The organism is Methylobacterium endophyticum (assembly GCF_050591105.1).
Classification (GTDB): domain Bacteria; phylum Pseudomonadota; class Alphaproteobacteria; order Rhizobiales; family Beijerinckiaceae; genus Methylobacterium.
The window spans coordinates 73,989-99,822 of the sequence record NZ_JBNHES010000003.1; the positions used below are offsets into that span (position 1 = coordinate 73,989).

At 71.9% G+C, this 25,834-nt stretch carries 27 protein-coding genes; 15 read left to right on the forward strand and 12 right to left on the reverse strand.

Annotation, left to right across the window (positions count from 1 at the left end):
- Nucleotides 1–20: 20 nt before the first annotated feature.
- The 4 genes from cysK to ACP56T_RS04820 all read right to left on the reverse strand — a co-directional run bounded on the left by cysK (nt 21) and on the right by ACP56T_RS04820 (nt 2,994).
- A complete protein-coding gene (gene cysK / locus ACP56T_RS04805; RefSeq protein ID WP_430910984.1) occupies nt 21–986 on the reverse strand; it encodes a cysteine synthase A in 966 nt (321 codons plus the stop codon).
- A 116-nt stretch (nt 987–1,102) separates the two neighbouring features.
- On the reverse strand, nt 1,103–2,215 hold the full coding sequence (locus ACP56T_RS04810; RefSeq protein WP_430910985.1) for a glycosyltransferase: 1,113 nt from the start codon (nt 2,213–2,215) through the stop codon (nt 1,103–1,105).
- A gap of 13 nt (nt 2,216–2,228) precedes the next feature.
- The gene (locus tag ACP56T_RS04815) at nt 2,229–2,387 is read right to left on the reverse strand and encodes a hypothetical protein (protein WP_430910986.1); all 159 of its coding nucleotides are present in this window, start codon (nt 2,385–2,387) and stop codon (nt 2,229–2,231) included.
- Nucleotides 2,388–2,484: 97 nt separating this feature from the next.
- Entirely contained in the window at nt 2,485–2,994 is a 510-nt protein-coding gene (locus ACP56T_RS04820) for an META domain-containing protein (protein WP_430910987.1), read from the reverse strand.
- Between the two features lie 246 nt (nt 2,995–3,240).
- On the opposite strand from ACP56T_RS04820, the gene ACP56T_RS04825 reads away from it, so the two are divergent.
- Nucleotides 3,241–3,561, forward strand: a complete 321-nt coding sequence (locus ACP56T_RS04825; RefSeq protein ID WP_430910988.1) for a helix-turn-helix domain-containing protein — start codon at nt 3,241–3,243, stop codon at nt 3,559–3,561.
- Nucleotides 3,562–3,567: 6 nt separating this feature from the next.
- Here ACP56T_RS04825 and ACP56T_RS04830 read toward each other — a convergent pair whose 3' ends face one another.
- The gene (locus ACP56T_RS04830; RefSeq protein WP_430910989.1) at nt 3,568–4,803 is read right to left on the reverse strand and encodes an NAD(P)/FAD-dependent oxidoreductase; all 1,236 of its coding nucleotides are present in this window, start codon (nt 4,801–4,803) and stop codon (nt 3,568–3,570) included.
- Entirely contained in the window at nt 4,800–5,741 is a 942-nt protein-coding gene (locus tag ACP56T_RS04835; protein WP_430910990.1) for a LysR family transcriptional regulator, read from the reverse strand. Before ACP56T_RS04835 ends, ACP56T_RS04830 begins: the two co-directional genes overlap by 4 nt.
- 188 nt (nt 5,742–5,929) lie before the next feature.
- Here ACP56T_RS04835 and ACP56T_RS04840 point away from each other — a divergent pair, with 188 nt between their 5' ends.
- The 9 genes from ACP56T_RS04840 (at nt 5,930) to ACP56T_RS04880 (ending at nt 14,726) form a co-directional block, all read left to right on the forward strand.
- Entirely contained in the window at nt 5,930–6,976 is a 1,047-nt protein-coding gene (locus tag ACP56T_RS04840; RefSeq protein WP_430910991.1) for a class 1 fructose-bisphosphatase, read from the forward strand.
- A gap of 15 nt (nt 6,977–6,991) precedes the next feature.
- Nucleotides 6,992–7,852: a phosphoribulokinase gene (locus ACP56T_RS04845; RefSeq protein ID WP_430910992.1), complete on the forward strand. Its 861-nt coding sequence runs from the start codon at nt 6,992–6,994 to the stop codon at nt 7,850–7,852.
- A 123-nt stretch (nt 7,853–7,975) separates the two neighbouring features.
- Nucleotides 7,976–8,671, forward strand: coding sequence for an FkbM family methyltransferase (locus tag ACP56T_RS04850; RefSeq protein WP_430910993.1), 696 nt, complete (start codon nt 7,976–7,978; stop codon nt 8,669–8,671).
- 42 nt (nt 8,672–8,713) lie between these two features.
- Nucleotides 8,714–9,400, forward strand: a complete 687-nt coding sequence (rpe, locus tag ACP56T_RS04855) for a ribulose-phosphate 3-epimerase (RefSeq protein ID WP_430910994.1) — start codon at nt 8,714–8,716, stop codon at nt 9,398–9,400.
- Nucleotides 9,394–10,173 (forward strand): HAD-IA family hydrolase, encoded by a 780-nt coding sequence (locus ACP56T_RS04860; RefSeq protein WP_430910995.1) that lies wholly within the window; start codon nt 9,394–9,396, stop codon nt 10,171–10,173. Before rpe ends, ACP56T_RS04860 begins: the two co-directional genes overlap by 7 nt.
- Nucleotides 10,174–10,264: 91 nt before the next feature.
- The gene (locus tag ACP56T_RS04865; RefSeq protein ID WP_430910996.1) at nt 10,265–10,795 is read left to right on the forward strand and encodes a helix-turn-helix domain-containing protein; all 531 of its coding nucleotides are present in this window, start codon (nt 10,265–10,267) and stop codon (nt 10,793–10,795) included.
- 135 nt (nt 10,796–10,930) lie between these two features.
- Nucleotides 10,931–12,109 (forward strand): methionine adenosyltransferase, encoded by a 1,179-nt coding sequence (metK, locus tag ACP56T_RS04870; RefSeq protein WP_430910997.1) that lies wholly within the window; start codon nt 10,931–10,933, stop codon nt 12,107–12,109.
- 3 nt (nt 12,110–12,112) lie between these two features.
- Entirely contained in the window at nt 12,113–12,841 is a 729-nt protein-coding gene (gene trmB, locus ACP56T_RS04875) for a tRNA (guanine(46)-N(7))-methyltransferase TrmB (protein ID WP_430910998.1), read from the forward strand.
- A gap of 166 nt (nt 12,842–13,007) precedes the next feature.
- The gene (locus ACP56T_RS04880; protein WP_430910999.1) at nt 13,008–14,726 is read left to right on the forward strand and encodes an HWE histidine kinase domain-containing protein; all 1,719 of its coding nucleotides are present in this window, start codon (nt 13,008–13,010) and stop codon (nt 14,724–14,726) included.
- Nucleotides 14,727–14,736: 10 nt separating this feature from the next.
- Here the strand turns inward: ACP56T_RS04880 and ACP56T_RS04885 are convergent, their stop codons facing one another.
- The gene (locus tag ACP56T_RS04885; RefSeq protein ID WP_430911000.1) at nt 14,737–15,750 is read right to left on the reverse strand and encodes a hypothetical protein; all 1,014 of its coding nucleotides are present in this window, start codon (nt 15,748–15,750) and stop codon (nt 14,737–14,739) included.
- Nucleotides 15,751–16,038: 288 nt separating this feature from the next.
- On the opposite strand from ACP56T_RS04885, the gene ACP56T_RS04890 reads away from it, so the two are divergent.
- The 3 genes from ACP56T_RS04890 to ACP56T_RS04900 all read left to right on the forward strand — a co-directional run bounded on the left by ACP56T_RS04890 (nt 16,039) and on the right by ACP56T_RS04900 (nt 19,188).
- Nucleotides 16,039–16,638: a superoxide dismutase gene (locus ACP56T_RS04890; RefSeq protein WP_430911001.1), complete on the forward strand. Its 600-nt coding sequence runs from the start codon at nt 16,039–16,041 to the stop codon at nt 16,636–16,638.
- 332 nt (nt 16,639–16,970) lie between these two features.
- Nucleotides 16,971–18,500, forward strand: a complete 1,530-nt coding sequence (gene murJ / locus ACP56T_RS04895; protein ID WP_430911002.1) for a murein biosynthesis integral membrane protein MurJ — start codon at nt 16,971–16,973, stop codon at nt 18,498–18,500.
- Between the two features lie 13 nt (nt 18,501–18,513).
- Nucleotides 18,514–19,188 (forward strand): haloacid dehalogenase type II, encoded by a 675-nt coding sequence (locus ACP56T_RS04900; RefSeq protein WP_430911003.1) that lies wholly within the window; start codon nt 18,514–18,516, stop codon nt 19,186–19,188.
- Between the two features lie 6 nt (nt 19,189–19,194).
- Here the strand turns inward: ACP56T_RS04900 and ACP56T_RS04905 are convergent, their stop codons facing one another.
- Both ACP56T_RS04905 and maiA read right to left on the reverse strand, forming a co-directional pair.
- Complete coding sequence (locus ACP56T_RS04905; RefSeq protein ID WP_430911004.1) at nt 19,195–20,526, reverse strand: NAD(P)/FAD-dependent oxidoreductase; 1,332 nt, start codon at nt 20,524–20,526, stop codon at nt 19,195–19,197.
- Between the two features lie 107 nt (nt 20,527–20,633).
- Nucleotides 20,634–21,281: a maleylacetoacetate isomerase gene (gene maiA / locus ACP56T_RS04910; RefSeq protein WP_430911005.1), complete on the reverse strand. Its 648-nt coding sequence runs from the start codon at nt 21,279–21,281 to the stop codon at nt 20,634–20,636.
- A 222-nt stretch (nt 21,282–21,503) separates the two neighbouring features.
- Here maiA and dgcN point away from each other — a divergent pair, with 222 nt between their 5' ends.
- Nucleotides 21,504–22,529 carry an N-acetyltransferase DgcN gene (dgcN, locus tag ACP56T_RS04915; protein WP_430911006.1) on the forward strand — a complete coding sequence of 342 codons (1,026 nt, stop codon included), beginning with the start codon at nt 21,504–21,506 and terminating at the stop codon, nt 22,527–22,529.
- The gene (dgcA, locus tag ACP56T_RS04920) at nt 22,526–23,509 is read left to right on the forward strand and encodes an N-acetyl-D-Glu racemase DgcA (protein WP_430911007.1); all 984 of its coding nucleotides are present in this window, start codon (nt 22,526–22,528) and stop codon (nt 23,507–23,509) included. The genes dgcN and dgcA overlap by 4 nt, the downstream gene beginning before the upstream one ends.
- Before the next feature lie 6 nt (nt 23,510–23,515).
- Here the strand turns inward: dgcA and ACP56T_RS04925 are convergent, their stop codons facing one another.
- The 3 genes from ACP56T_RS04925 to ACP56T_RS04935 form a co-directional block, all read right to left on the reverse strand.
- A complete protein-coding gene (locus ACP56T_RS04925; protein WP_430911008.1) occupies nt 23,516–24,412 on the reverse strand; it encodes a hypothetical protein in 897 nt (298 codons plus the stop codon).
- A gap of 341 nt (nt 24,413–24,753) precedes the next feature.
- A complete protein-coding gene (locus ACP56T_RS04930) occupies nt 24,754–25,095 on the reverse strand; it encodes a DUF1491 family protein (RefSeq protein WP_430911009.1) in 342 nt (113 codons plus the stop codon).
- Nucleotides 25,096–25,144: 49 nt separating this feature from the next.
- Complete coding sequence (locus ACP56T_RS04935) at nt 25,145–25,822, reverse strand: peptidoglycan-binding domain-containing protein (protein ID WP_430911010.1); 678 nt, start codon at nt 25,820–25,822, stop codon at nt 25,145–25,147.
- Between the last annotated feature and the right edge of the window lie 12 nt (nt 25,823–25,834).

Sequence of the window (25,834 nt, forward strand, 5' to 3'; positions counted from 1 at the left end):
CCGCGGCGACGCCTCTCGCCTCAGATACCCTCGAACAGGGCCGAGGAGATGTAGCGCTCGGCGAACGAGCAGGCGACGGTGACGATGCGCTTGCCCTTGAACTCCGGCCGGCCGGCGAGTTCGAGGGCGGCGGCGACGTTGCCGCCCGTCGAGATGCCGCCGGGGATGCCCTCCAGCCGGCCGAGCAGGCGGGCGGTCTCGAAGGCCGTCTGGTTCGAGACGGTGATGACGTCGTCCACCACCGAGCGGTCGAGTACGGGCGGCACGAAGCCGGCGCCGATGCCCTGGATCTTGTGCGGGCCGGGCTGGCCGCCCGACAGCACCGGGGAATCCTCCGGCTCGACGGCGAAGACCTTGAGGTTCGGCAGGCGGGGCTTCAGCACCTGGCCGACGCCGGTGATGGTGCCGCCGGTGCCGACGCCCGCCACGAAGGCGTCGAGCTGGCCGTTGGTGTCGTTCCAGATCTCTTCCGCGGTGGTCTTGCGGTGGATCTCGGGGTTCGCCGGATTCTCGAACTGCTGCGGCATCACCGCGCCGGGGATCTCCTTGAGCAGTTCCTCGGCCTTGGCGATGGCGCCCTTCATGCCCTGCGGGCCGGGGGTCAGCGCGAGCTCGGCGCCGAGGAAGGCGAGCATCTTGCGCCGCTCCAGGGACATCGTCTCCGGCATCACCAGGATCAGGCGGTAGCCGCGTGCGGCGGCGACGAAGGCCAGCGCGATGCCGGTGTTGCCGGAGGTCGGCTCTACCAGGGTACCGCCCGGCTTCAGCTTGCCGGAGGCCTCCAGCGCGTCGATCATGTTGACGCCGATGCGGTCCTTGACGCTGGCGATCGGGTTGAAGAACTCGAGCTTCAAGAGGATCTCGGCATCGACGCCGCGCTCCTTCGGCAGCCGGTTCAGGCGCACCAGGGGCGTATTGCCGATGGTCTCGGTGATGGCGCCGTAGATGCGGCCGTGGCCGGGTTTGGTCGTGGCGGTATCGGCCATGGCGGTCGGGTCTCCTGAGATATTGTCTCTGGCGAGGCTGTCAGCCCACACGAGGCGACGCCTAGCCGATTTCCGGATCAGCGTCGAGATTTGTCGAAATCTACAAAATCGATCCGTTAATTTGGTCGCGGCAGGTCTTGCGCCCCTGACTCTCCCCAGGCGGCGAGGAAGCGCGAGGCCATCGCGGGGGCGCCGAACTCCGTCTCGATGCGGGTCCGGCCGGCCGCGCCCAGGGCAGCGCGCTCGCTTCCCGACATGTGGGCGATCCGGCCGATGGCAAGGGCCAGGGCCGCCGGATCGGAGGCAGGCACCACTGCGCCGTAAGGCCCGAGCACCAGCCGCGCGTCGCCGACATCCGTGGCCACCGGCACGAGCCCGGCCGCCATGCCCTCGGCAAGCGCGTTGGAAAAGCCCTCGCCGAAGGCCGAGGACGAGACGGCGATGTCGGCGGCGGCCGCGATGCGCTCCGGGTCGTCGCGGCGGCCCAGCGCCTGGGCGTTGGCGGGCAGGCTCAAGCCTTCCGTGCCCGCGCCCATGAGGAGGAAGCTCACCTCGGGGAGCGTGGCGGCGGCGGCGAGGAGCGTCGCGTGATCCTTCATCGGGTCGAGCCGCGCCGCGTGGAGCGCGATCACGGCCTCCTTCGCCAGCCCGAGCTCCGCCCGCAAAGCGGCGCGGAGGGACGGATCGGGCCGGAAGCGGGCGGTGTCGATGCCGTTGGCGACGACGGCGGCGCGGCGCGGCCGGTAGCCTTGGCCCAGATGGAAATCGAGCCCCGCGCGGCTGTTCGAGACCACGAGGCCGGGCCAGCGCGAGAGCCGGGCGCAGATCGCGAGCAGCCGGCCGTAGCGGGCGTGGTCGATGTCGGAGTTGCGCAGGCCCCAGGCGAGCAGGCTGGCGCGCGGCGCGCCGGCGAGGCGGTGGCCGAGGGCGGCGAAGAGGTCGCCGTGATAGAGCCAGCCCTGGACGACGGCGGGCTTCTCCCGGCGGATCAGCCGGGCGAGCGCCAAGACCGTGCCGGGAACGCCGAGGACGCCGCGCGGCGCGAGGGCGTGCACGGAGACGCCGAGCCCTGCGAGGACGGGGGCGTTCGGGCCGCCCTCCGTCAGGCTGACCACGATCTGCGGGATGCCTCGGGCCAGGAGCGCCCGGCAGAGCGCCACCAGCATGGTCTCGGCTCCGCCCGTGCGCAGACCGGAGATGACGTGGAGGATCGGCCGGGGCCCGCTCATGCGCGGGCGGGCTTCAGACGCCGAGAAGCCGCGCGACCACGAGGATCAGGGTGGCGCCGAGGGGCGCGCCGAGCGCGATCCAGGTGGAGCCGGTATGGGCGCTGCGCGGCAGATAGGCGGTCTCGGCCAGCGAGCGTGCCTGCCCGGTCCCGGAACCCAACACCTTGCGCATCCGCCGCCTCGCCCTTGGAACGGGACGAGCAGGCACCGGGCACGGTCAAGGGAGGATGAATCCCGCCCCGACCGATGCCGGCATGGTCAACGCGCCCTTAAAGGGCACGGTCGAAGCGCAGCTCGCCGTTGGGGCTCTTGATGACGAGCTGCGAGCCGACGAGGTCCCACTGCGCGGCGGTGCGCAGCGCCACCAGGAACGCCTGCTCGGAGGCCTGAAGGCTCTTGTCGCAGGACTTCTTGGTGAGGGCGAGCGGGCCGACCGCGAGATGCTGCTCGCGCAGCGGGAAGGCGGTGGCGGCGAAGGTGTTGCAGCCGCCGTAGCCGCGGGCGCGGTACTGCTTGTCGATGATGAAGCTCGGCCGGTCGGAGCCGCCGAAGGGCTTCCCGTTGATGCTCACCGCCGTCCAGATGGAGTCGAGCGGGAAGATCTTCTCCGTCGGCTTGGTGGCGGGGATGTACTGCTTCTGCTTCTCCTCGTCCGGCCGGCGGCTCGCCTTGCCGAAGCCCGTCGCGCCGTTGAGCCCCTGCGCCCGCGCCTCGCCCGCAGCCGTCATCGCCCCGGCGGCGACGGCGCAAGCCAGCGCCGCGAACAGGTATGCTCTCATGGTCCGGCCCCCTTCTTTCCTTGAATCTCACCGCGCGGCGTCGGCCTCTTGGGAGAGCCTGCAACCGGGGCGTGCGGGTCAAGCCGATCCGATAAGATTTCAGCACAATTGTGGTCGCGCCCGTGCGGAAAGGGGGTTTTCCCGCGCTTCGCCTTCGCGCAGCCTGCGTTCGGAAACGATCCCGACGCGCCGCCGTTGTCCCGGCGATCCCGCGCGGGCGGGCAGCGTGACGCGAAGGAGGCGGGCTTGACCGGATCGGACGAGAGCGGACAGGGCGCGGCGGCGGAGGCCACGATCAGCGCCGCGCAGTCGCGCGCCGCGCGCGGGCTGCTCGGCTGGAGCGAGGCGGAGCTGGCGGCGCGATCGGGCGTGAGCGAGGCGGACCTGCGCGCCTTCGAATCCGGCACCGGCGATCCGCCCACGGGCCGCATCGAGGTGCTGCGCAGCGCGCTGATGGCGCAGGGCATCGTGTTCACCGGGGGCGCCTCGCCGGGGGTGCAGCTTCGCCCCGAAGGCGGCGACGAGGGCACGCGGCTGTCCGCGCTAACCACGGAGAACGACCGTTAAGCTCCCTCAGCGGGGGCGCAGCACGAGCGCCTTGAGGTCGAGGGAGGGATCGGCCGCCTGCTCGGGCGAGAGCGGCGTGCCGGCGGCGATGAGCCTGCGCGCGATCATGTGGTCGCCCGCCTGGTTGACCGATTCGACCGCGCGCAAGACACCCTCCCGGAACCGGAAGACGGAGAACGCCTCCCCGGAGCCGCGTATCACGCTCGCATCGTTCGGGCCGCCGAGCCCGGCGATCTGGAGCTTGTGGCGGCCCTGGTCGCTCCAGAACCAGGGCAGGGCCGTGTAGGCCGCCGGGCGCCCGGTCAAGCGCGCGGCGAGGCAGCGCCCCTGGTCGATGGCGTTCTGGACCGATTCGATGCGCACCGTGCCGTCCGCGCTCAGCCCGGCGGCGAAGGGGCTCGGGAAGCGGGCGCCGTCGCCGATGGCGGAGACCGCCGGGTCGTCCGTGGCGAGCATCGCGTCGACGCGGATGCCGTCGCCCACGGCGAGCCCCGCCTCTGCCGCCAGTTCCGCGTTCGGCAGCACGCCGATGCCGACGACGACGAGATCGGCGGGCAGCGCGCTCCCGTCCGCGAGCCGCAGGGCCGAGACGCGCCCGTCGCGCCCCTCGAAGGCGGCGACGCCTGCTCCGAACAGGAAGCGGATGCCGGCGGATTCGTGCGCGGCGCGGAAGAATTCGCCGGTCTCGGCGGAGACCGCCCGCGCCATCGGCCGGGATGCGGCCTCCACCACGGCGACGTCGAGCCCGCGCGCGGCGGCGACCGCGGCGAATTCGAGCCCGATGAACCCGGCCCCGACGACGGCGACGCGGGCAGCGCCCGAGAGCGCCTCCTTCAGGGCATCGGCGTCGGCGAGCCCGCGCAACTGCCGGATGCCGGCAAGCTCCGCGCCCGGCACGGGCAACGGCCGGTTGCGGGCGCCGAGCGCCAGCACGAGATGGTCGTAGGGGAGGCGCTCGCCGTCCCCGAGGACGACCGCCCGTCCGGCCCGGTCGATGGCCGAAACTCGCGTGCCGAGCCGGAGCGCGATGGCGTGCTCGGAAAAGAACGCGTCGGCGCGCAGCGCCAGCCCGGCGGCGTCGGTCTTGCCGGCGAGATAGGCCTTCGAGAGGGGCGGGCGCTGGTAGGGCCCGTAGGGCTCCTCGCCCACCAGCGTGACAGGCCCGGCATAGCCGGCCTCGCGCAGGGAGGCGGCGGCATGGCAGCCGGCCTGGCCGGCGCCGGCGATGACGATGCCGCTCATGCGCCGCTCTCGGCCGGCGCCGTCACGGTCAGGCGCGGCAGCCAGCGCGCGCCCTCCTCGACGATGTAGTCCCACAGGCCGTTGGCGGCGGGGCCGAGGGTCTTGTCGGCCCGGCGCACGGCGTACCAGTCGCGCCGGATCGGCAGGCCCTGCACGTCGAGCAGCGCGAGCCGGCCGCTCTCCAGCTCGGCTGAGACCGTGTGGGCGGAGAGCAGCGCGATGCCGAGCCCCGCCATCACCGCCTGCTTGATGGTCTCGTTCGAGCCGGAATCGATGACGAGCTTCGCCCGGCGGATGATGATGCCGGCCATGAACTCCTCGAACACCGTGCGGGTGCCGGAGCCGTCCTCGCGCACCAGGAAGGATTCCTCCGCGAGGTCCGCGCGGGGGATGTCGCGCCGCTCGACCAGGGGATGGCCGGGCGCCGCGATCAGCACCAGCGGATGCGGTCCGAAGATCTCCGCCTCGATGGCGAAGTCGCGCGGGGGGCGGCCCATGATGGCGAAATCGGTCTCGTAGTTGCGCAGCGCCTCCACCATGGCGCCGCGGTTGCCCACGGTGAGGTTGATCTCGACGCCGGGGAAGCGCCCGACGAAGCCGGCGATGACCTGCGGCGCGAAATACTTCGCCGTCGAGACGACGCCGAGGCTGACGCGACCGCCGGTGCCGCCCTTGAGGGTTCGCAGGCGGTCGGCGCAGGTTTCCAGCACGGTGTTGATGCTGTCGATGGCCCAGAGCATCTCGCGGCCGGCATCCGTCGGCTTGAGGCCGTTCGGCGTGCGGTCGAACAGCATCAGCCCCGCCTCCTCCTCGAGCTGGCGAATGCGCGCGTAGAGCGCGGCGGAGGTGACGTTGAGCTCCTGCGCGGCCCGCGTCATCGTCCCGAGCCGGGCGACCGCCGCCACCGCCTGAAGCTGCTTGAGGGAGAGGTTGCGCATCCGGCGGTTCTAGTTTTTTTGTAGGTTCCCGCAAGACGGATCAGTTTTCCTTCCCGCCGGACGGGGAGGGCCGCCCCTGGCGCGAGGGCCGAGCGGGGCGGTATCATCGCGCCGGCTTCGCCTGTATCAGGGCTGACGGAAAGAGGTCGGCCGCCGAGCGCCGGCCGCCTCACGAGGGGAACGGGTCGATGACGGGATCTCTGGCGCTCGGGACGCAGCTCGACGCGTATCTCGCGGGGCTCGATGCCGGCCTGTCCGACGCGGCCAAGGTGGTCGCGGCCATCGCGGAGGCCGCCATCGACATCAGCGAGGTGATCGGGCGCGGGGCGCTGGCCGGCGACCTCGCCGCGACGGGGGAGCAGAACAGCGACGGCGACGTGCAGAAGGCGCTCGACGTCATCGCCCACGAGCGCGTCACCGCCGCCCTCCGCTCCGCCCCCGTGGCCGAGGTCGCCTCCGAGGAGGCCGAGGGCGTCATGGCGCTGAACGCGGGCGCGCCGCTCGCCGTCGCCGTCGATCCGCTGGACGGCTCGTCGAATATCGGCGTGAACATGGCGGTCGGCACCATCTTCGGCATCCGCCCGGCGGTGTCGGACGCGGCAAACCCCATCGCCTCTTTCACCACGCCCGGCAGCACGCAGGTGACGGCGGGCTTCGTCACCTACGGCCCGGCGACGACCCTCGTCGTGACCTTCGGCAAGGGCACGCAGATCTTCACCCTCGACCGGGAGGCGCGCGCCTTCCGGCTGACGCATCCGGCGCTCGCCGTGCCGGCCTCCACCAAGGAATTCGCCATCAACGCCTCGAACGCGCGCCATTGGGACGCGCCGGTGAAGGCCTTCATCGAGGACTGCCTCCAGGGTTCGGACGGCCCGCGCGACAAGGACTTCAACATGCGCTGGCTCGCCTCGCTGGTGGCGGATGCGCAGCGCGTGCTGATGCGCGGCGGCGTTTTCCTCTATCCGGGCGATTCCCGGAAGGGCTACGCGCAGGGGCGCCTGCGGCTCCTCTACGAGGCCGCCCCCATCGCCATGCTGATGGAGGAGGCGGGCGCGGGCGCCACCAACGGCGAGCGCCGCATCCTCGACATCGAGGCGACGGGCATCCACGAGCGCTCGCCCCTGGTGTTCGGCTCGACGGAGGAGGTCGAGTGCGTGGCGAAGTATTACGGCGGGCGCAACCACGCCGCCGGCCGCTCGCCGCTCTTCGGCCAGCGCGGCCTGATCCGCGGCTGACCTCGGCCCCCGCCGATGTCGGCACGCCACCCGATCATCTCCGTGACCGGCTCCTCGGGGGCCGGCACCACCTCCGTGCGCAACACCTTCGAGCAGATTTTTCGACGCGAGGACGTGAGCGCAGTTTATATCGAGGGCGACGCCTTCCACGCCTACGACCGCGAGACCATGCGGGCGATGATGGCGGCCGAGCCGACGCTCTCGCATTTCGCGCCCCGCGCGAACCTGCTGCCGGAGCTGGAGGAGGTCTTCCGCATCTACGGCGAGTCGGGCACGGGCCGCACCCGCCACTACGCCCATAGCCGGGCGGACGGGGAGCTCTACGGGGTGAAGCCCGGCCGTTTCAGCGCCTGGGAGGCGTTCGCGCCGGGCTCCGACCTGCTCTTCTACGAGGGCCTGCACGGCTGCGTGGTCAACGACAGCGTCGACATCGCCCGCTATCCCGACCTGAAAATCGGCGTGGTGCCGGTGATCAACCTCGAATGGATCCAGAAGCTGCACCGGGACCGCTCGTTCCGCGGCTATTCCACCGAGGCCGTCACCGACGTGATCCTGCGCCGGATGCCCGACTACGTGCAGACGATCTGCCCGCAATTCTCCTGGACGGACATCAACTTCCAGCGGGTGCCGACGGTGGACACCTCGAACCCCTTCATCGCCCGCTGGATCCCCACCGCCGACGAATCGATGGTGGTGATCCGCTTCCGCGACCCGAAGGGCATCGATTTCAGCTACCTCGTCTCGATGCTGCACGACAGCTTCATGAGCCGGGCGAACTCCATCGTCATCCCCGGCGGCAAGCTCGACCTCGCCATGCAGCTCATCCTGACGCCGATCATCATGCAACTGGTGGAGCGGCGGCGCAGGCTGGCGTGAGGGCTCTTCCCATTTCGTGACGGGAGCCCAAGTTCTTGCAAGACAATCCGCACCGACAGGATGCCGCCGGACCGGACGGCGCGTTGTGTCGGAGGCGGCGAATGTACCGTCCGGGGGGACGCCATGTTTGGACTGCGCAAGAAGAAGGCTCGGCCGCATTTCGTCGGCGACCTCGGCCAGGACGCCTGGGTCGCGCGGGTCTTCGCCGGGCAGCGCGGCGGGTATTTCCTCGATTTCGGGGCGTTCGACGGCAAGGACATGTCGAACACGCTCTATCTCGAGCGCGAGCTCGGTTGGCGGGGGATCTGCGTCGAGCCGAACCCGACCTACTATCCGACGCTCTGCGCCGAGCGGACCGCGATCTGCGTGAATTCGGCGCTGTGGTCGCGCTCGCGCGAGGTGCTGACCATGGTCGACGCCCATGGCCTCAGCAGCTTCGAGCACCTCAAGGACGGCGACAGCAACGCCCGCGTCCGAACCCAGGCTACGCAGCGGGTGATCGAGGTCGAGACCGTCAGCCCGACCGACCTGCTCGACCGTTTCGGCGCGCCTTCCGGGATCGAGTACATGTCCCTCGACGTCGAGGGCTCGGAATACGACATCCTCACCGGAATCGACTTCTCCCGCTACACGATCAAGCTCATGACCATCGAGCACGATTGCTCGCCGGAGCGTCAGGCCAAGGTGCGTGAGTATCTCGGCCGGTTCGGCTATGTCGGCCTTCAGATGGGCTACGACGACTTCTTCTACCGGACGGACATCGCCTATCCGGTGCCGCCGGACCAGGTGGCGAGGGCGATGGGCTGCCTCGAAGCCTGAGCCGCCGTCCCGTCAGCTCCGGAACCCTCGCGAAAAGACCCCATGAGACACCCGATCATCGCCCCCTCGATCCTCTCGGCGGATTTCGCCCGCCTCGGCGAGGAGGTGCGCGCCGTGGACGCGGCCGGCGCCGACTGGATCCATCTCGACGTGATGGACGGGCATTTCGTGCCCAACCTCACCTTCGGGCCGCCGGTCATCAAGGCGCTGCGGAGCTACACGCAGAAGCCCTTCGACGTGCACCTGATGATCGCCCCGGCCGATCCCTACCTCGCCGCCTTCGCCGAGGCGGGGGCGAACACCATCACGGTCCATGCGGAGGCCGGGCCGCACGCGCATCGCTCGCTCCAGACCATCCGGGCGCTCGGCAAGCGGGCGGGGCTCGCGATCAATCCGGGCACCCCCGCGAGCGCCGTCGAGCCGCTCATCGACATGCTCGACCTCGTGCTGGTGATGACCGTCAATCCCGGCTTCGGCGGCCAGAGCTTCATCGAGAGCGCGCTGGAGACGGTCTCGCGGGTGCGCGCCATGACGGCGGGGCGCGCCGTCGACATCGAGGTCGACGGCGGCATCGACGCGCAGACCGTCGGCCGGGCGGCGGCGGCGGGCGCGAACGTCTTCGTCGCCGGCAACGCCGTCTTCCGCGACGGCCCCTCGGCCTATGTCTCGCGCATCGCCGCGATCCGCGCCGGCGCCGAGGCGGCGTCCGGCGGGACGCTCTCGTGCTGAAGGCGCTGGTCTTCGACGTCGACGGCACGCTCGCCGAGACCGAGGACCTGCACCGGCAGGCGTTCAACCGCGCCTTCTCGGCGCTCGGCCTGCCCTGGCAATGGGAGCCGGCGCTCTACGCCGACCTGCTGCGGGTGATGGGCGGCAAGGAACGCTTCGCCCATTACGTCGAGACGGCGCATCCGCGCGACGCGGAGGCGCTGCTCGCGCGGCTGCCCGAGATCCACGGGCTCAAGACCCGCATCTATGGCGGCCTCGTCGAATCCGGCGTGCTGCGGCTGCGCCCCGGAATCGCCCGGCTGGTGGCCGAGGCGAAGGCGGCGGGCATGGCGCTCGCGATCGCCACCACCACCAGCCGCCCGAATGTCGACGCGCTGCTCGACGCGAACTTCCCCGAGGGCGCCCGGCCCTTCGACGTGATCGCGGCCGGCGATGAGGCGGCGCGCAAGAAGCCGGCCCCCGACATCTTCCTGCTCGCCCTGGAGCGGCTCGGGATCGGCCCGGACGAGGCCGTCGCCTTCGAGGATTCCGCCGCCGGCATCCGCTCTGCCCTCGACGCCGGCCTGCCGGTGATCGCCACGCGCAGCCGCTACACCCCGAGCCACCGCCTCGACGGCGCCTTCTCGGCGATCTCCGATCTCGGCGAGCCGGGCCATCCCCATGGCCACATCGCCGGGGTCTCCTGGCCCGGCGGCGTCGTCACCCTGTCCGCCCTGCGGGACTGGCACGACGGACGCGATCCGTCCGAGAGAGTGCCCGACCGGGGGATGTGACCGCCTCGCGCCGCCCGCGTCCGGCGGCCCCGTTGTCGTGCCGGTCCGCGCCGCGCGAAGCGTTCACCTGCGGGTCAGGCGCCGCGAGTCAATGCGCATTACCGAACCGCCGTCCCGCAGCGTGACAAACGGCGTGTCGCAGAATATGGCTCAGCTCGCGCGGATCGACGCGGATGTTGATCGAGGGGGGCGCGCCGACGCAGGACGTCCAATGGCAGGGCAAAAACCCGACGATCGGGACAAGTATATCGGTCAGCGTATTGCCGAACAGCGCCGCCGTGCCTCGCTGACCCAGCGTAGCGTCGCGAAGAACTTCGGCATCTCCGCGGCCCAAGTTCAGAAATACGAGAAGGGCACCAACCGGATCAGCGCGGTGCATCTCGACATCATCGCCCGCATGACCGGCATGCCGGTGGACTATTTCTTCCAGGGCATGACCCGCTTCGATGCCGCCGCCTGCGAAGGCTTCGGCGAGGACGCCCAGGCGAGCTATGCCGCCGGCGGCCAGTGGCAGGGCCTCGCCGAGGTGGTGGCGCAATACGTCGCCGAGCATTTCAACGAGGAGGCGCGCCGCGACTTCGCCGCCGCCGTGAAGGTGCTGGACCAGAAGCTGAACGGCTGAGGCGGTCGCGTCCGTTATACCGGACGCGTTCGGCATTCCGCCTTGACCGGCCTTTTCGTGGGTGCGAGAAGCCGGCTGCCGAATCCGGGTCAAGCGCCGCGAGCATGGGGGCGTGCCCGAAACGGGGGTGCACCGATGCCGCGTTCAGACTTCCTGTTCACCAGCGAATCCGTCTCCGAGGGGCATCCCGACAAGGTCAGCGACCGGATCTCCGATACCGTCGTGGACGCCTACATCTCCGCGATGCCGGAGGCCCGCCTCGGCGTCGAGACCCTGACGACGACGAACCGCGTGGTGATCGCCGGCGAGGTGCGCGGCCCCGATTCCGTGACCTTCAAGGACCTCGAGGAACTGACCCGCGAGGCGGTGAGGGACATCGGCTACGAGCAGGCCGGGTTCCACTGGAAGAACAACGACGTCGCCATCTACCTGCACGCCCAGTCCGCCGACATCGCCCAGGGCGTCGACGCCGCCGGCAACAAGGACGAGGGCGCGGGCGACCAGGGCATCATGTTCGGCTACGCCGCCGACGAGACCCCGGAGCTGATGCCGGCCCCGATCTTCTACGCCCACAAGATCCTCAAGGACCTCGCCGACGCCCGCAAGGGCAAGCAGGGCGACGCCGCCAAGCTCGGCCCCGACGCCAAGAGCCAGGTGACGGTGCGCTACGCCGACGGCCGCCCGGTCGAGGCCACGCAGATCGTGCTCTCCACCCAGCATCTCGACGAGTCCCTCGACTCGGCGGACGTGCGCGCCATCGTCGAGCCCTATATCCGCGCGGCGCTGCCGCAGGGCTGGATCAACGAGGGCACCGTCTGGCACGTCAACCCCACCGGCAAGTTCGTGATCGGCGGTCCCGACGGCGATGCCGGCCTCACCGGCCGCAAGATCATCGTCGACACCTATGGCGGCGCGGCGCCCCATGGCGGCGGCGCCTTCTCGGGCAAGGACCCGACCAAGGTCGACCGCTCGGCGGCCTATGCCGCCCGCTACCTCGCCAAGAACGTGGTCGCCGCCGGCCTTGCCCGCCGCGCCACCATCCAGCTCTCCTACGCCATCGGCGTGGCCAAGCCCCTGTCGATCTATGTCGACCTGCACGGCACCGGCAACGTGGACGAGGCCAGGCTCGAAGCCGTCCTGATGGACGCCATCGACCTGTCGCCCCGCGGCATCCGCACGAAGCTCGGCCTCAACAAACCGATCTACGCGCGCACCTCCGCCTACGGCCATTTCGGCCGGGCGCCGGAGGCCGATGGCGGCTTCTCCTGGGAGAAGACCGACCTCGCCGACAGCCTCAAGTCCGCCCTTTCGTAAGCCATGGCTCCGGGTGGGGACGACACCCCTCCCGGAACGGGCGGGGCCGAGACCGAGCGCGCCTTCTTCGGCCGCCGCAAGGGCAAGCGCCTGCGCGCCGGCCAGGAGGAGCGTCTCGCCGGGCTGCTGCCCGACTTGCGGGTGCCATTGCCGCCCGCCGGCGAAAAACTCGATCCGGCGGCGCTGTTCGCCGGGCCGAAGCGGGCCTTCTGGCTGGAGATCGGCTTCGGCGGCGGCGAGCATCTCGCCGCCCAGGCCGCCGCCCATCCCGAGATCGGCATCGTCGGGGCCGAGCCCTTCCTCAACGGCGTCGTCAAGCTGCTGCGCCGGATCGACGACGAGGACTTGCGCAACGTGCGCATCCACGACGAGGACGCCACCGCGCTGCTGGCCGCGCTCCCCGATGCCTGCCTGGAGCGGGTCTACCTGCTCTATCCCGATCCCTGGCCGAAGCGCCGGCAGCGCAAGCGCCGCTTCGTCTCCGACGAATCGCTCTCCGAGATCGCGCGCGTGCTGAAGCCCGGCGGGCTGTTCCGGTTCGCGAGCGACATCGACGACTATGCCGGCTGGGTGCTGGTGCGGACGGCGCGCTGCCCGGCGCTCGTATGGACCGCCGCCCGCTCGGCGGACTGGACGACGCCGTTCCCGGACTGGCCCGGCACCCGCTACGAGGCCAAGGCCGTCGCGGCGGGCCGGCGCCCGACCTATCTGACCTTCGAGCGCAAGGTCTGAGGGGCCTCCCGGCTGCGGCGGACGGCAGCCAGCCCATATGCTTAAGGCCAAGCCGTTCGCCGAGCCTTCTTGCCGCTGTCCCGCAACGCGCCCATGTTCGGCGCGGCCGGAAGCTCGGTGGCGGACAGGCCCGCCGCGAAGGCGTCACGCGTATCGAGGGCGGGGTTTGGGCGAGAGGGCTGAGCGAGACCCGGAGGCGACGGAAGACCTGCACCGCGCCGCCTTCGCGGAGGCGGCGGTGGGGCTCGCCGTCCTTTCCGTCGACGGCCTGACGGTCCGCGACGCCAATGCCGCCCTCTGCGGTCTCCTCGGATACCGGCCGGGAACGCTCGCCGGCCGCCCCGTCGCGAGCCTGCGCGACGCGCCCGCGAGCGGCAACGGCATCGAGACCTGGCGCCGGGCGGACGGCGCTCCCCTCGACGTGCGGGTGCGCGCCAACGGCGCCGTGCTGGTGGTCGAGGAGGTCGATCCCGACGAGGCGGTGCGCGCCGAGCAGAACCGCGCCGCGCTCACCGCCGCCGGTCTCGGCGAATGGCGCTGGGACACGGCGAGCGGGCGCCTCATCCTGTCCCGCCGAGCGGCCCAGATCCTCGGCCATCCGCCGGGACCCTCGCTGACATGGCCGGCCTTGCGGGCGATGTTCGCGCCCGGCGAGGCGAGGCGGGTCCGCCGCATCCTCGCCCGCGCCTTCGCGCGGGGGCGGCACTACACCCTCGAATGCCGCATGCACCGCGCCCAGGACGGCCGCGCGATCGTGGTCGGCGCGCGCGGCGAGCCGGTGAGGGCGGCGGACGGCACGCTCGCCGGCATGGTGGGCGTGCTCCAGGACGTGACCACGCGGGTGGAGGCGCGCGACGCCCTCACCGGCCGCGAGCAGCGCCTGCGCGTGGCGACCTCTCTCGCCCGGCTCGGCATCTTCGAGTGGCACATGCTCGAGGACGAGGCGATCTGGGAGAACGAGCGGATGTTCTCGATCTTCGGGCGCTCCCCCGAGGACGGCACCGTCGGCAAGACCGAGTTCCTCTACGAGATCCTCCACCCGGAGGATCGCGCCGCCGTCCGGCTCGCCATCTCGCGGGCGCTCAAGGAGGACGAGATCCTCCACGTCACCGCCCGCATCCGCCGCAAGAGCGACGGGGCCTGGCGCGTCATCGACATGGCCGGACAGTTCGAGCGGGACGCGCCCCGGCGGCTGCCGCGCCGGCTCATCGGCGTCGTCGCTGACGTCACCGACCAGCGGCGTGCCGAGGAGCGGCAGACGCTGCTGATCCGCGAGTTGCACCACCGGGTGAAGAACACGCTCGCCACGGTGCAGGCCATCGTCGGCTCGACGGCGCGCAACGCCTCGAGCATCGAGACCTTCTACGACGCCTTCGTCGGGCGGATCATGTCGCTCGCCCACACCCATTCCGTGCTCACCGAGGACACCTGGCAGACGGCGGACCTGCGCGGGCTGCTCGTCAACGAGCTGAAGCCCTATGCGGAGGCCGACGAGGGCGCCCTGCTCGACGCGCGCGTGCGGCTCGACGGGCCGCCCGTCGACCTGACCTCGGAGATCGCGGTGCCCATCGGCATGGCGATCCACGAGCTCACCACCAACGCGGTGAAATACGGGGCGCTCTCGGCGCGCGCGGGCCGCCTCGCCGTGACCTGGGAGCTGCTGCCGCGGGGGCCCAACGGCACGCTGCGCTTCGACTGGCGCGAGAGCGGCGGGCCGCCGGTGGCGCCGCCGCGCCGGCAGGGCTTCGGCTCGCGCCTGCTCCAGCGTGTGCTCACCACGCAGGTCCAGGCCGAGGTGACGACGGACTACCCCCCGGAAGGGTTCCGGCTGACCATGCTGGCGCCGATGCCCGAGCGCAACGAGGCGCTCAACCCGCTGGCCTGAGTGAGCGCGCTCAGGCGGCGCCGCGATCGGCCTCCCCGCCGGCTTCCACGAAGGCTTTCAGCTCGTCCAGCGAGCCGAAGCTGAAGCGCCCGCGCGGGGTCTCCGCCTCGATCGCCCCGTCCGAATACATCACGTAGGTGTTGCCGCCCGACGCATAGGTGCCGACGACCTCGCGGGCCGGCGCGGGCTCCGGCTTCCGGTCCGGCTCCGGGGCGGGCTCCGGCCGCGGCTCCTCCGCGATCAGCGACGGGCGCAGGGCGGGCGCCTCGTCCTCGGCCGGCTCCGGCTCCTGCTCGGGCTCTTGCCGGACCGGCAGGCCGGGGGGGGGCGGCAGCGGCTCGGGGCCGGCGAAGAGGTCTTCCTCGGCCGCGATCTCACGCTCGGACGCCGGCTCCTCCCGCTCGGCCGGCTCTGTGGCCGTCGCCTCGGGGATGTCGAGGCTCGCCAGGGTCTCGGGCGGGACAGGCAGCGGAAGCTCGGGCTCGGCCTCCGACGCGGCCTGCCGCCGGATATCTCCGTCCTGCATTTCGCCGCCGTCATGGAGCTCGTCCTCCGGCGCGGGCTGCGGATGCCCGAAATCCGGCAGCGGCGGATCGCCGGGGGCGGGCGTGCCGAAGGTCGACCCGTCGAAGACCGGCTCGCGCCCGGATCTCGACCCGGCGAGCCCCCCGACCGCGAGGCCGGCGAGCGCGGCCGCCGGCAGGGCGGAACCGGGCAGCGCGGCGGCGGCCGGGGGAGCGGGGGCCGGCGGCGGCTCGATGGCCGCCTCGGTGCTGGCAGCGGCGAGCGCCGGAGGGCGGACCTCCTCGGCGAGGCGCCGGAACTCGAGGGCGCCCTCGACGCGCCTGAGCGCCGAGACCACGGCCCCGAGCCCGAACAGCACGGCGCCGGCCGAGGCGACCCCGGCCCCAGCGATGGTCATGGCGAGCCCGCTTTCCAGCCGGACGAAGGGGAATCCCTGGATCACCGAGGCGATGCCGCCGATCATCATGGCGGCGGCGAGCGCGAACAGCGCGACGATCATGCTACTCTCGACAGTCAGGCCGGTGGTCCAGCGCCCCGAGACACTAAGGCCCAAGCGTCCGTTTGCAAAATTCCCGAATCGGCCCCGTGGATAAAGTCCCTGTGTCCGGGGCTCCGGCGGCGCTTCCGCGCGGCGCCCGCATGCGGCAAGAGGCGTTGTCGGCCGCGCCGCGCGACTTACCTAGGGGCCATCGCCTCCGGGTTGCCGCGTCCCCCGCGACCGCCCGCGAGATGCCCCCTCAAGGGGCGCGGTCCCGATGCGCCCGACGTTTTTCAAGCGGAGACGACGATGACCTTCACCCTGCCGGAACTGCCCTACGCCTACGACGCGCTGGGGCCGTACATGTCCAAGGAAACCCTCGAGTTCCACCACGACAAGCACCACAAGGCCTATGTGGACAAGGGCAACGAGCTTCTGGAAGGCACCGACCTCAAGGGCAAGAGCGTCGAGGAGATCGTCAAGGCGAGCTACAACACCAACCAGGCGCTCTTCAACAACGCCGGCCAGCATTACAACCACATCCATTTCTGGAAGTGGATGAAGCCCAACGGCGGCGGCGCCATTCCGGGCGCGCTCGCCAAGAAGATCGACGAGGATCTCGGCGGCGCCGACAAGTTCAAGGCGGACTTCATCGCCGCCGGCGTCGGCCAGTTCGGCTCGGGCTGGGCCTGGCTCGCGGTCAAGGACGGCAAGCTCGCCATCCTCAAGACCCCGAACGGCGAGAACCCGCTGGTGCACGGCGCCACGCCGATCCTCGGCGTCGACGTCTGGGAGCACTCCTACTACATCGACTATCGCAACCGCCGGCCCGACTACCTCAAGGCGTTCATCGAGAACCTCGTGAACTGGGAGCATGTCGAGGAGCTCTACGCGGCGGCCGCGAAGTAGTTTTTTTCGGACGTGATCGAGCGCCGCGGGCCATCGGGTTCGCGGCGCTTTCCTGTCGCGGTCGGCTGCCCCTTGAGGCGGCGGCCGAAACCGGCTCTTGATGCGCGCCGCCGGGCCGACCCGGTTCGGGTCGGGGCACGGGTCATCATTTCCATCGCGACAGACACCGCCATCTCGCGCTCGTCCCTCCCCCCTCTGCGGGGGAGGGTGGCCCTCGCGTCGGCGAGGGTCGGGAGAGGGGAGCGCGCTATCCAGAGAGGGCGTTCCCCTCTCCCCCCCTGCTCCGCAGGGTACCCTCCCCCGCAGGGGGGGGAGGGAGAAACCGGCCAGCCATGATCCGCTCCATCCTCTCCGTCGGCGGCTGGACGATGGTCTCGCGCGCCACCGGCTTCGTGCGCGACGTGGTGATGGCCGCCGTGATGGGCGCCGGACCCATGGCCGACGCCTTCGTCGTGGCCTTCCGGCTGCCGAACCATTTCCGGGCCATCTTCGGCGAGGGGGCCTTCAACACGGCCTTCGTGCCGGCCTACGCGCGGCTCGCGGAAGCCGGCGCCGAGGGCGACGCGAAGACCTTCGCCGACCGCGTCTTCACCCTGATGCTGATCGTGCAGGTGGCGCTGCTGGCGCTCGCCCTGCCGGCGATGCCCTGGGTGGTGCGGGCGCTCGCGCCGGGCTTCTCCGAGGATCCGGCCCGGCTCGACCTCGCCGTCGCGCTGACGCGGATCACCTTCCCCTATCTGTTGTTCATGACCCTGGTGACGCTGCTCTCCGGGGTGCTCAACGCGCATCGACGCTTCGCCGCCGCCGCCGCCGCGCCGATCCTGCTCAACGTCGCCATGCTCGCGGCGCTGTCGGCGACCTGGCTCTTCCCGAACGCGGCCTATGCCGCCTCCTGGGGCGTGGCCGTCTCCGGCATCCTCCAGTTCGGGCTGCTCTGGTGGGATTGCCGGCGCCGGGGCGTGATGCCCGGCCTGACCCGCCCGACGCTCGCCGACCCCGCCATGACGCGCTTCTTCAAGGTGCTCGGGCCGGCGGTGATCGGCTCGGCGGGGTTTCAGATCGCGGCCTTCGCCGACACCATCATCGCGAGTTTCCTGCCCACCGGCGCGGTCTCGGCGCTCTACTACGCGGACAGGCTCTACCAGCTGCCCTTCGGCGTCATCGCCATCGCCGCCGGCACGGTGCTGCTGCCGGAGATGAGCCGGCGGCTCGCGGCCGGGGACACCGAGGGCGCGCATGCGGCGCAGAACCGGGCGGCGGGGTTCTCGCTGGCGCTCTCGGCCCCCTTCGCCGTGGCCTTCCTGACCATCCCCGGCCCGATCGTGACGGCGCTCTTTCAGCGCGGCGCCTTCGGGGCGGAGGACGCCGCGCGCGCGGCCGGCGTGCTCGCCGCCTACGGCATCGCGCTGCCGGCGGTGGTGCTGGTGAGGAGCGCGGTGGCGAGCTTCTATGCCCGCCAGGACACCGCGACGCCGCTCTATGCCTCGCTCACCGCCATCGGCATCAACGTCCTCCTGAAGATCCTGCTCACTGGCCGTTACGGGGTGATGGGCCTCGCCATGGCCACCGCCGTCAGCCAGTGGGTGAACCTCGCGCTCCTCGTCGCCCTCGCCTGGAAGCGCGACTGGACCGCGCCCGGCCGCAGCCTCGGCATCACCGTGCTCGGCGTCGCCGTCGCCTGCGCCGGGCTCGCCGGGGTGGCGCTCTACGGGATGGGGCTCGCGGAAGCCATCGTGCCGGCGCTGCCGCATCTGCGCGAGGTGGCGGTGCTGGCGCTGCTTGGCGGCGTCGGCGTGGTCGTCTACGGCGCGCTGCTCGCCGGGACGCTCGCCGCCTTCGGCCTCCGCCTGCGCCGAAGCTGAAGGATCATCGCGGATGAGCGTCCTGTCGTCCTCCGTCGCGGCCGTCGTCTTCGACGCCTACGGCACGCTCTTCGACGTGCATTCGGCGGTGGGCCGCCATGCCGCCGCCATCGGCGCGGAGGCGGGGGCGCTCTCCGATCTGTGGCGGGTCAAGCAGCTCGAATACACCTGGGTGCTGAGCCTCGCCGGCCGGAGCGCCAGCTTCCAGACCCTCACCGAGCGGGCCCTCGACTACGCGCTCGCCCGCTTTCCGGGGATCGACCCCGGCCTCCGCGACGCGCTGCTCGACGCCTATCGCGACCTCGACGCCTATGCGGAGGTCGCGGGCACGCTCGCGGCCCTCAAGGCGCGGGGCTTGCGCACCGCCGTCCTCTCGAACGGCGACGCGCCGATGCTGGCGCGGGCGACCGCCTCGGCCGGGATCGACGGCCTCCTCGACGCGCTGATCTCCGTGGAGCGGGCCGGAATCTTCAAGACCAGCCCGCGCGCCTACGCCCTGGTGGAGCAGCGGCTCGGCCTCGCGCCGGGCGAGGTCGTGTTCTGCTCCTCGAACCGCTGGGACGTGGCGGGGGCGGCCGCCTTCGGCTTCGTCCCCGTCTGGATCAACCGCTCGGGCGCGCCCGACGAATACCCGGACCTCGCCCCGCGCGCGGTCCTCGCCTCCCTCGACGGCCTGCTCGAGGCGTGAGCGCCGTCAGTGCAGCTTCACCCGCGCCACCGTGCGCCGGGTGAGGGTGCGGGCCATGGCGTCGAGGGCGGTCTTCACGGTGCCGTGCAGGGCGCGCTCGTGCATCTTGTAGAGCGAGCGGTACATCACGCGGGCGAAGAGCCCCGCGATGAACATGTTCTTCCCCTGGATGAAGCCCATCAGGTTGCCCACCGCGCTGTAGTGCCCGAGCGAGACCAGCGAGCCGAAATCCCGGTACTTGAACGGCGGCAGCGGCTCGCCGGCCATCTTCCGGGGGATCTCCCTGACGAGGTAGGTCGCCTGCTGGTGGGCGGCTTGAGCGCGGGGCGGGATCGCCCGGTCGGTGCCGGCCTCCACCAGATAGGCGTTGTCGCCGACGGCGAAGATGTCCGGGTCGCGGGTGGTCTGGAGCGTCGGCGTCACCACGAGCTGGTTGTTGCGCGTGGTCTCGAGGCCGCCGATCTCGTGCAGGAAGGGGGGCGCCTTCACGCCGGCCGCCCACACCACCAGCTCCGAGGGAATGAAGCCGCCATCGGCCAGCGCGACCCCGTCGGCGCGCACCTCCGTGACGCGGGCGCGGGTGCGCACGTCGACGCCGATGCCGGCGAGCAGCGTCATCACCTCCGCCGAGAGCCGTTCGGGCACGGCGGGGAGGATGCGGTCGGCCGCCTCCACCAGGGTGATCTTGAGGTCCTTGTCGGGGTCGATCCTGTCGAGCCCGGTGGCGGCGACGTGGCGCGTGGTGCGGTGGAGCTCGGCGGCGAGCTCCGTGCCCGTGGCGCCGGCTCCGATCACGGTGACGTGGAGCTGCCCCGGCCGCACTGGCCCGGCCTGGGTATGGGCGCGCAGCATGCCGTTGATGAGGCGCTGGTGGAAGCGCAGCGCCTGCTCCTGGGTGTCGAGGGCGATGGCGTTCTCCGCCACGCCGGGGGTGCCGAAATCGTTGATGGTGGAGCCCACCGCCATCACCAGCGTGTCGTAGGGGATGTCGCGCACGGGCGTGACCTCGCGCCCCTCCGCGTCCTTGCTCGCGGCGATCTGGATGGTGCGGGCCTGCCGGTCGAGCCCGGTCATCTCGCCGATACGGTAGCGGAAATGATGCTCGTGGGCGTGGTGGAGATAATCGACCGCGTGATGCCCGACATCGAGGCTGCCGGCGGCGACCTCGTGCAGCAGCGGCTTCCAGATATGGGTGCGTGCCCGGTCCACCAGGGTGACATGGGCTTTGCGCCTCGCGCCCAGCCTGTCGCCGAGCTGGGTCGCGATCTGGAGCCCGGCGGCGCCCCCGCCGACGACCACGATGCGATGCAGCCCGCTCTCGTTCTCCCCCGGTACCATGCGTCCGCGACTCCCCCCTCGCGCGGTTGCCCCGCGCTGTTCCGAGCTTAGGCATCAATCCCGAAGGATTCCAGGGAGGCCGGCCTCGTCCCCGGCCCGCGCCCCGCTCAGGGCGCCGGCGCGCCGGGCTGCTTCAGCGGATGCGCCCTGGCAAAGGCGTCGAGGGACAGGCAGCTCTCGGCGATGCGCCCCACCGTGGGGAAGGGCCCCCGGTCCACGCCGAAGATGCCGGTGCCGACCCACAGGCTGACGAGGCAGAGATCGGCATGGCTGACCGCGTCCCCCTGGCAGAAGCGGCCGGTGCCGTCCTCCGTCGAGAGCCGGGTCTCCAGCGTGGTCAGGCCGGTGACGAAGACGTGGCGCACGAAATCCAGCATGCGCTCCTTCGGGAGCCCGTATTCCTCCATCAGGTAGGTGCGCACGCGCGGCACGTAGAGCGGATGCGTGTCGCAGGCGACGAGCTGCGCCAGGGAGCGGGCGCGGGCGCGCTCGCGGGGATCGGCCGGCAGCAGCGGCACGTTCGGATGGGTCTCCTCCAGATAGTCGAGGATCGCGAGCGACTGCGTCAGCGGCGGTCCGTCGCCGTCGAACAGCGCCGGCACCGCCCCCTGCGGGTTGATCGCCCGGAACGCGGGCGCGTGCTGGTCGCCGGCATCGAGGTCGATGAAGATCTCCTCGCAGGGGATGCCCTTGAGGTTCAGCGCGACGCGCACCCGGAAGGCGGCCGCCGAGCGCCAGTTGCCGTACATCCTCATCGCGCAAGCGTCTCCTGGAGTGCAGGCCGCGAGAACACCCCAACTCGCCGGCCGCCGCAAGGCCGTCCTCGGGACGGGGGCGGCGCGGGCAAGGCATTTGCAAGGGCGCCGATACGTGCCGCGCCCGCATGGCTGATGCCGGGCCGCGGCGCATTGCCAGCCCGGCGGCACCGCCCCATACAAAGGGCCGCCCGCCCCGCGCCGAGGTCACGGACGAGACCCATGCAGATCGCCACGCCCTACCTGATGTTCCTCGGCGACGTGCCCGACCGGCTGGCCGCCAAGACCGCGTTCGGCATCGCCGACTGGCGCCCCGAATGGTGCGTCGGGCAGCTTCGCCTGCCCGGATGCGCCGCCGATCTCGGCATCCCCGATCTCACCCTGGAGGAGGCCGTCGCCAAGGGCTGCAAGACGATGGTGATCGGCGTCGTCAATGCCGGCGGGGTGCTGCCGCCGCACTGGGTCGACGAGATCGTGAAGGCGCTCCATGCCGGGCTCGACGTGGCGAGCGGCCTGCATGTCCGGCTCGGCTCGGTGCCGGCCATCGCCGAGGCCGCGCAAGCCGGGGGCCGGGCGTTGCACGACGTGCGGCTCTCCGCCGAGACCTTCCCCACCGGCAAGGGCACCAGGCGGCCGGGCAAGCGCCTGCTCACCGTCGGGACGGACTGCTCCGTCGGCAAGAAGTACACGGTGCTCGCGCTGGAGAAGGGCATGCGCGCGCGCGGCCTCGATGCGGATTTCCGCGCCACCGGCCAGACCGGCGTGTTCATCTCCGGCCGGGGCGTCGCCATCGACGCCGTGGTGGCGGATTTCATCTCCGGCGCCGTCGAGTCGATCTCGCCCGCCGCCGATCCGAACCACTGGGACCTCATCGAGGGGCAGGGCTCGCTCTACCACCCGTCCTTCGCGGGGGTGAGCCTCGGGCTGCTGCACGGCGCCCAGGCCGATGCCTTCGTCGTCTGCCACGAGCCGACCCGCACCACCATGCGCGGCGTGAAGCACGCCCTGCCGACGATCCGCGAGGTGATCGACCTCAACGTCCAGCTCGGCCGGCTGACCAACCCGGACATCCGCGCCACCGGCATCGCCGTGAACACGCAGGCGCTGGACGAGCCGGCCGCGCGGGCGCTGCTCGCCGAGCTGGAGGCGGGATACGGCCTGCCCGCCACCGACCCGGTGCGCTTCGGCGTCGAGGGGCTGGTGGACCGGCTCCTCGCCGAGTTCCCCGAGACCGGGACAGCCGCATGAGCCGGTGCCTCGTCGTCGCCGTCGAGCGCTTCCCGATCGCGGGGGCCTTCACCATCGCGCGGGGCAGCCGCACGGAGGCGGTGGTGGTGACAGTGCGGATCGAGGACGACGCCGTCGCGGGCCGGGGCGAATGCGTGCCCTATGCGCGCTACCACGAGACCGTCGAGGGCGTCGCCGAGGCGATCCGGGCTCAAGGCGAGGCGATCGCCGCCGGGATCACCCGCGCGGAGCTCGCCGAGCGGATGAAGCCAGGCGCCGCGCGCAACGCGCTCGACTGCGCGCTGCTCGACCTGGAAGCCAAGAGCCTCGGCCGCCCGGCCTGGGAGATCCTGGGGCTGGAGGCGCCCCGGCCGGCGATCACGGCCTATACGCTCAGCCTCGGCACGCCCGAGAGCATGGAGGCGGCGGCCCGCGCCGCCGCGCATCGCCCGCTCCTCAAGGTGAAGCTCGGCGGCGAGGGCGATCCCGAGCGGATCGCCGCCGTGCGCCGGGGCGCGCCGGACTCGCGCCTCATCGTCGATGCCAACGAGGCGTGGCGGCCGGAGACGCTGGAGGCGAATCTCGCGGCCTGCCTCGCGGCGGGGGTCGGCCTGATCGAGCAGCCGCTGCCCTCCGATGCCGACGCGCCGCTCGCGGACATCGCCAGCCCGATCCCGATCTGCGCCGACGAGAGCCTGCACGACCGCGCCGGGCTCGACGCGCTCTCCGGGCGCTACGACGCCATCAACATCAAGCTCGACAAGACCGGCGGCCTCACCGAGGCGGTGATGCTCGCGCACGAGGCGCGCGCGCGCGGGCTCTCGCTGATGATCGGCTGCATGGTCGGCACCTCCCTCGCCATGGCGCCGGCGATGCTGCTCGCCCACCATGCCGATTACGTCGACCTTGACGGCCCGCTGCTTCTCGCCCGCGACCGCGAGCCGGGCCTGCTCTTCGAGGGCAGCCTGATCCACCCGCCGCAGGCCGCGCTCTGGGGGTAGGGGCGCTCAGAACGTGTAGCCGACCCGCATCCGCATCTGGTGGCGGTCGAACACGGAGAGATCGAGGGGGCCGGGCTCTCCGGCGGCCCGTCCCGCCATCTGGACGTTCCAGGTGAGCGAGATCCAGGTCCTCGGCGACAGGACGGCGTAGAGGGTCGGGCCGAGATAGAACGCCTCCCCCGCCAGCCGGTCGAGGGTAAGGCCCTCATAGGCGCGGGCGTAGCGCATCTCCCCGCCGAGGAAGAGGCCGGGCTCGGCCCGGTAGGCCAGCGCTCCGGCGATCTCGATCCCCGAGACCGGGAAGCGCTCGCCGGTGGCGTTGAGGGTCGTGGCCGAGAGGCCGAAGCCGGCGTTCACCGCCGCCACCAGCCGCCCCGGAACCAGCTCGGCGTCGGCCAGCAGCCCGAACTCGCCGCCGAAGCCCGTCGCCGCGAGCCCCGAGCCGCCATCGATGCCGGCATAGGACGGCACGGCACTGAATGTCAGCCCGAACGGCGCCGCGCGGCGGTCGAGCAGCCGCAGCCGGGTCTCCAGCACGGCACCGTTGAGCCCGCCGCTCGTCCGGGCCGGCGCTCCGGCCAGGGCGGTGTCGTGGGCCGCGAAGGTGAGGCCGGGCGCGAGCCGGAAATCGGCCGTCAGCGGCATCTTCAGGGCGATGCCGCTGTCGAGGGCGCGGAAGCGGCCGGCCCGCTTTCCGGCGCGTCCGGTCACGTCCCATTCGAGCTCGATCTCCCCCGGCGCGCCGAGATCCGACCCTTCCGTGAAGCCGAACAGGTGCTCGCTGTCGATGTCGCCCGGCGCGTGGCCCTCGGCGGCCGCCGCCCCGGCCGCGACGAGACAGAGCGCGGCCAGGGCGAGGACGCGCCGCGCCCTGCATCGCCGGAGCGGTGGGTGGTAGGGCATCGGAATTCTCCCAGGCTCATCATTATAGCTTATGCTATATCAATGAGCCAAGGTGATGCGCGCCGTCAAGCGGGGCGGCGATAGGCAGAGGTCAGGGGAGGGGGCCGGCCGCGAGGAATGGCTTCCGGTCGATGCGCTCCACGGTCTCTCCCTCCCCCCTTTGCGGGGGAGGGTGGGCCTCGCGTGAGCGAGGGTCGGGTGAGGGGAGCGCCGTGTCCGGAAAGGTCGTTCCCCTCTCCCGACCCGCTTCGCGGGCCACCCTCTCCCGCAGAGGGGGGAGGGGCGCCGGGCTGCGCCAAACGCATCCGCCGCAATCGTAAAACCCGACGGCGGTGCCGCGCTCAGTCGGCGAGGTCGAGAAAGTGCCGGCCCTCGCGGTCGTCGATCTCGACGATCCAGAGATCCTCGTCGAAGCGGATCTCCTTCGCCAGCCGCTCCTCCACGTCGAGGGGCGTGCCCCGCGAGACGAGGGCCGAGAAGCGGCGGTCGCCCGAATCCGCGTCGGTGAAGAGCGCCTGGGGGGCGGGGCCGTAGAGGTCGGCGGTGCCGTCGAGACGGTCGACCTTGACGAAGATGGCGCCCGCCTCCGGCGAGCCCCGGCGGCGCTGCACGGCCGGGATGGTCAGGCCGTTCAGGCGGCGCAGATGGGCGGCGACGAAGAAATCGGAGCGCAGGCGGGGCATGGGCCCGGCATGCACCGGGGCGCCGCCCGGTGCAATCGGCCCGGCGCGATCAGCCCGGAGGAAGCCCGGCGCGGGCGGCGAGCTCGCGCAGGGTGCGGCCGCCGGCCTCGCCCTTCACGGGCAGCTTGCGGTCCTTCTCGAACTTCTCGATGGCCGCGCGGGTGCTCGCGCCCATCACGCCGTCGGCCTTGAGCGGGCCGTAGCCGAGCTTGGCCAGGGCCTTCTGCGCCTGGATGACGGAGCGCTCGGGCTTCGGCGTCACGGAGGCCGTGGTCTCGTCGGCGCGCAGCAGGTCGGCGATGGCGTCGGGCTTCTGCGGCGCGGTCCTGGCGGGAGCCGTCTCCTTCGCGGGGAGGGCCCTGGCGGGGGCCGGCTCGGCGGCGGCAGCCTGGGCCGGCTTGTCGGCCGGCGCCTTGCGGGCGGGCGTCTCCTTCAGGGCCATCTTCGGCAGGATCGGCGCCGGGTGAGGGCCGACCTGGGAGCCGAGGGCGTTCAGCGCCACGGCGCTCACCGCCGCCAGGGCCGCCAGCGAGCCGACCACCTCGCCCGGCCGGGCGCGGCAGAGGCGCAGCGTGCCGCCGAGGAATCCGAGGACGGCCGCACCCGCGCCGCCGGCGGCGGAGGCCGCCCGGCCCGGCGCCGGCCGGCGCCGTGCCGCCACGGCCGGACGCGTCTCGCCGGAGAGGCTGATCTCCCGGAAGTCCCGCGGTCTCGTCGGTTCGCGCATGGTCGCTTCCTG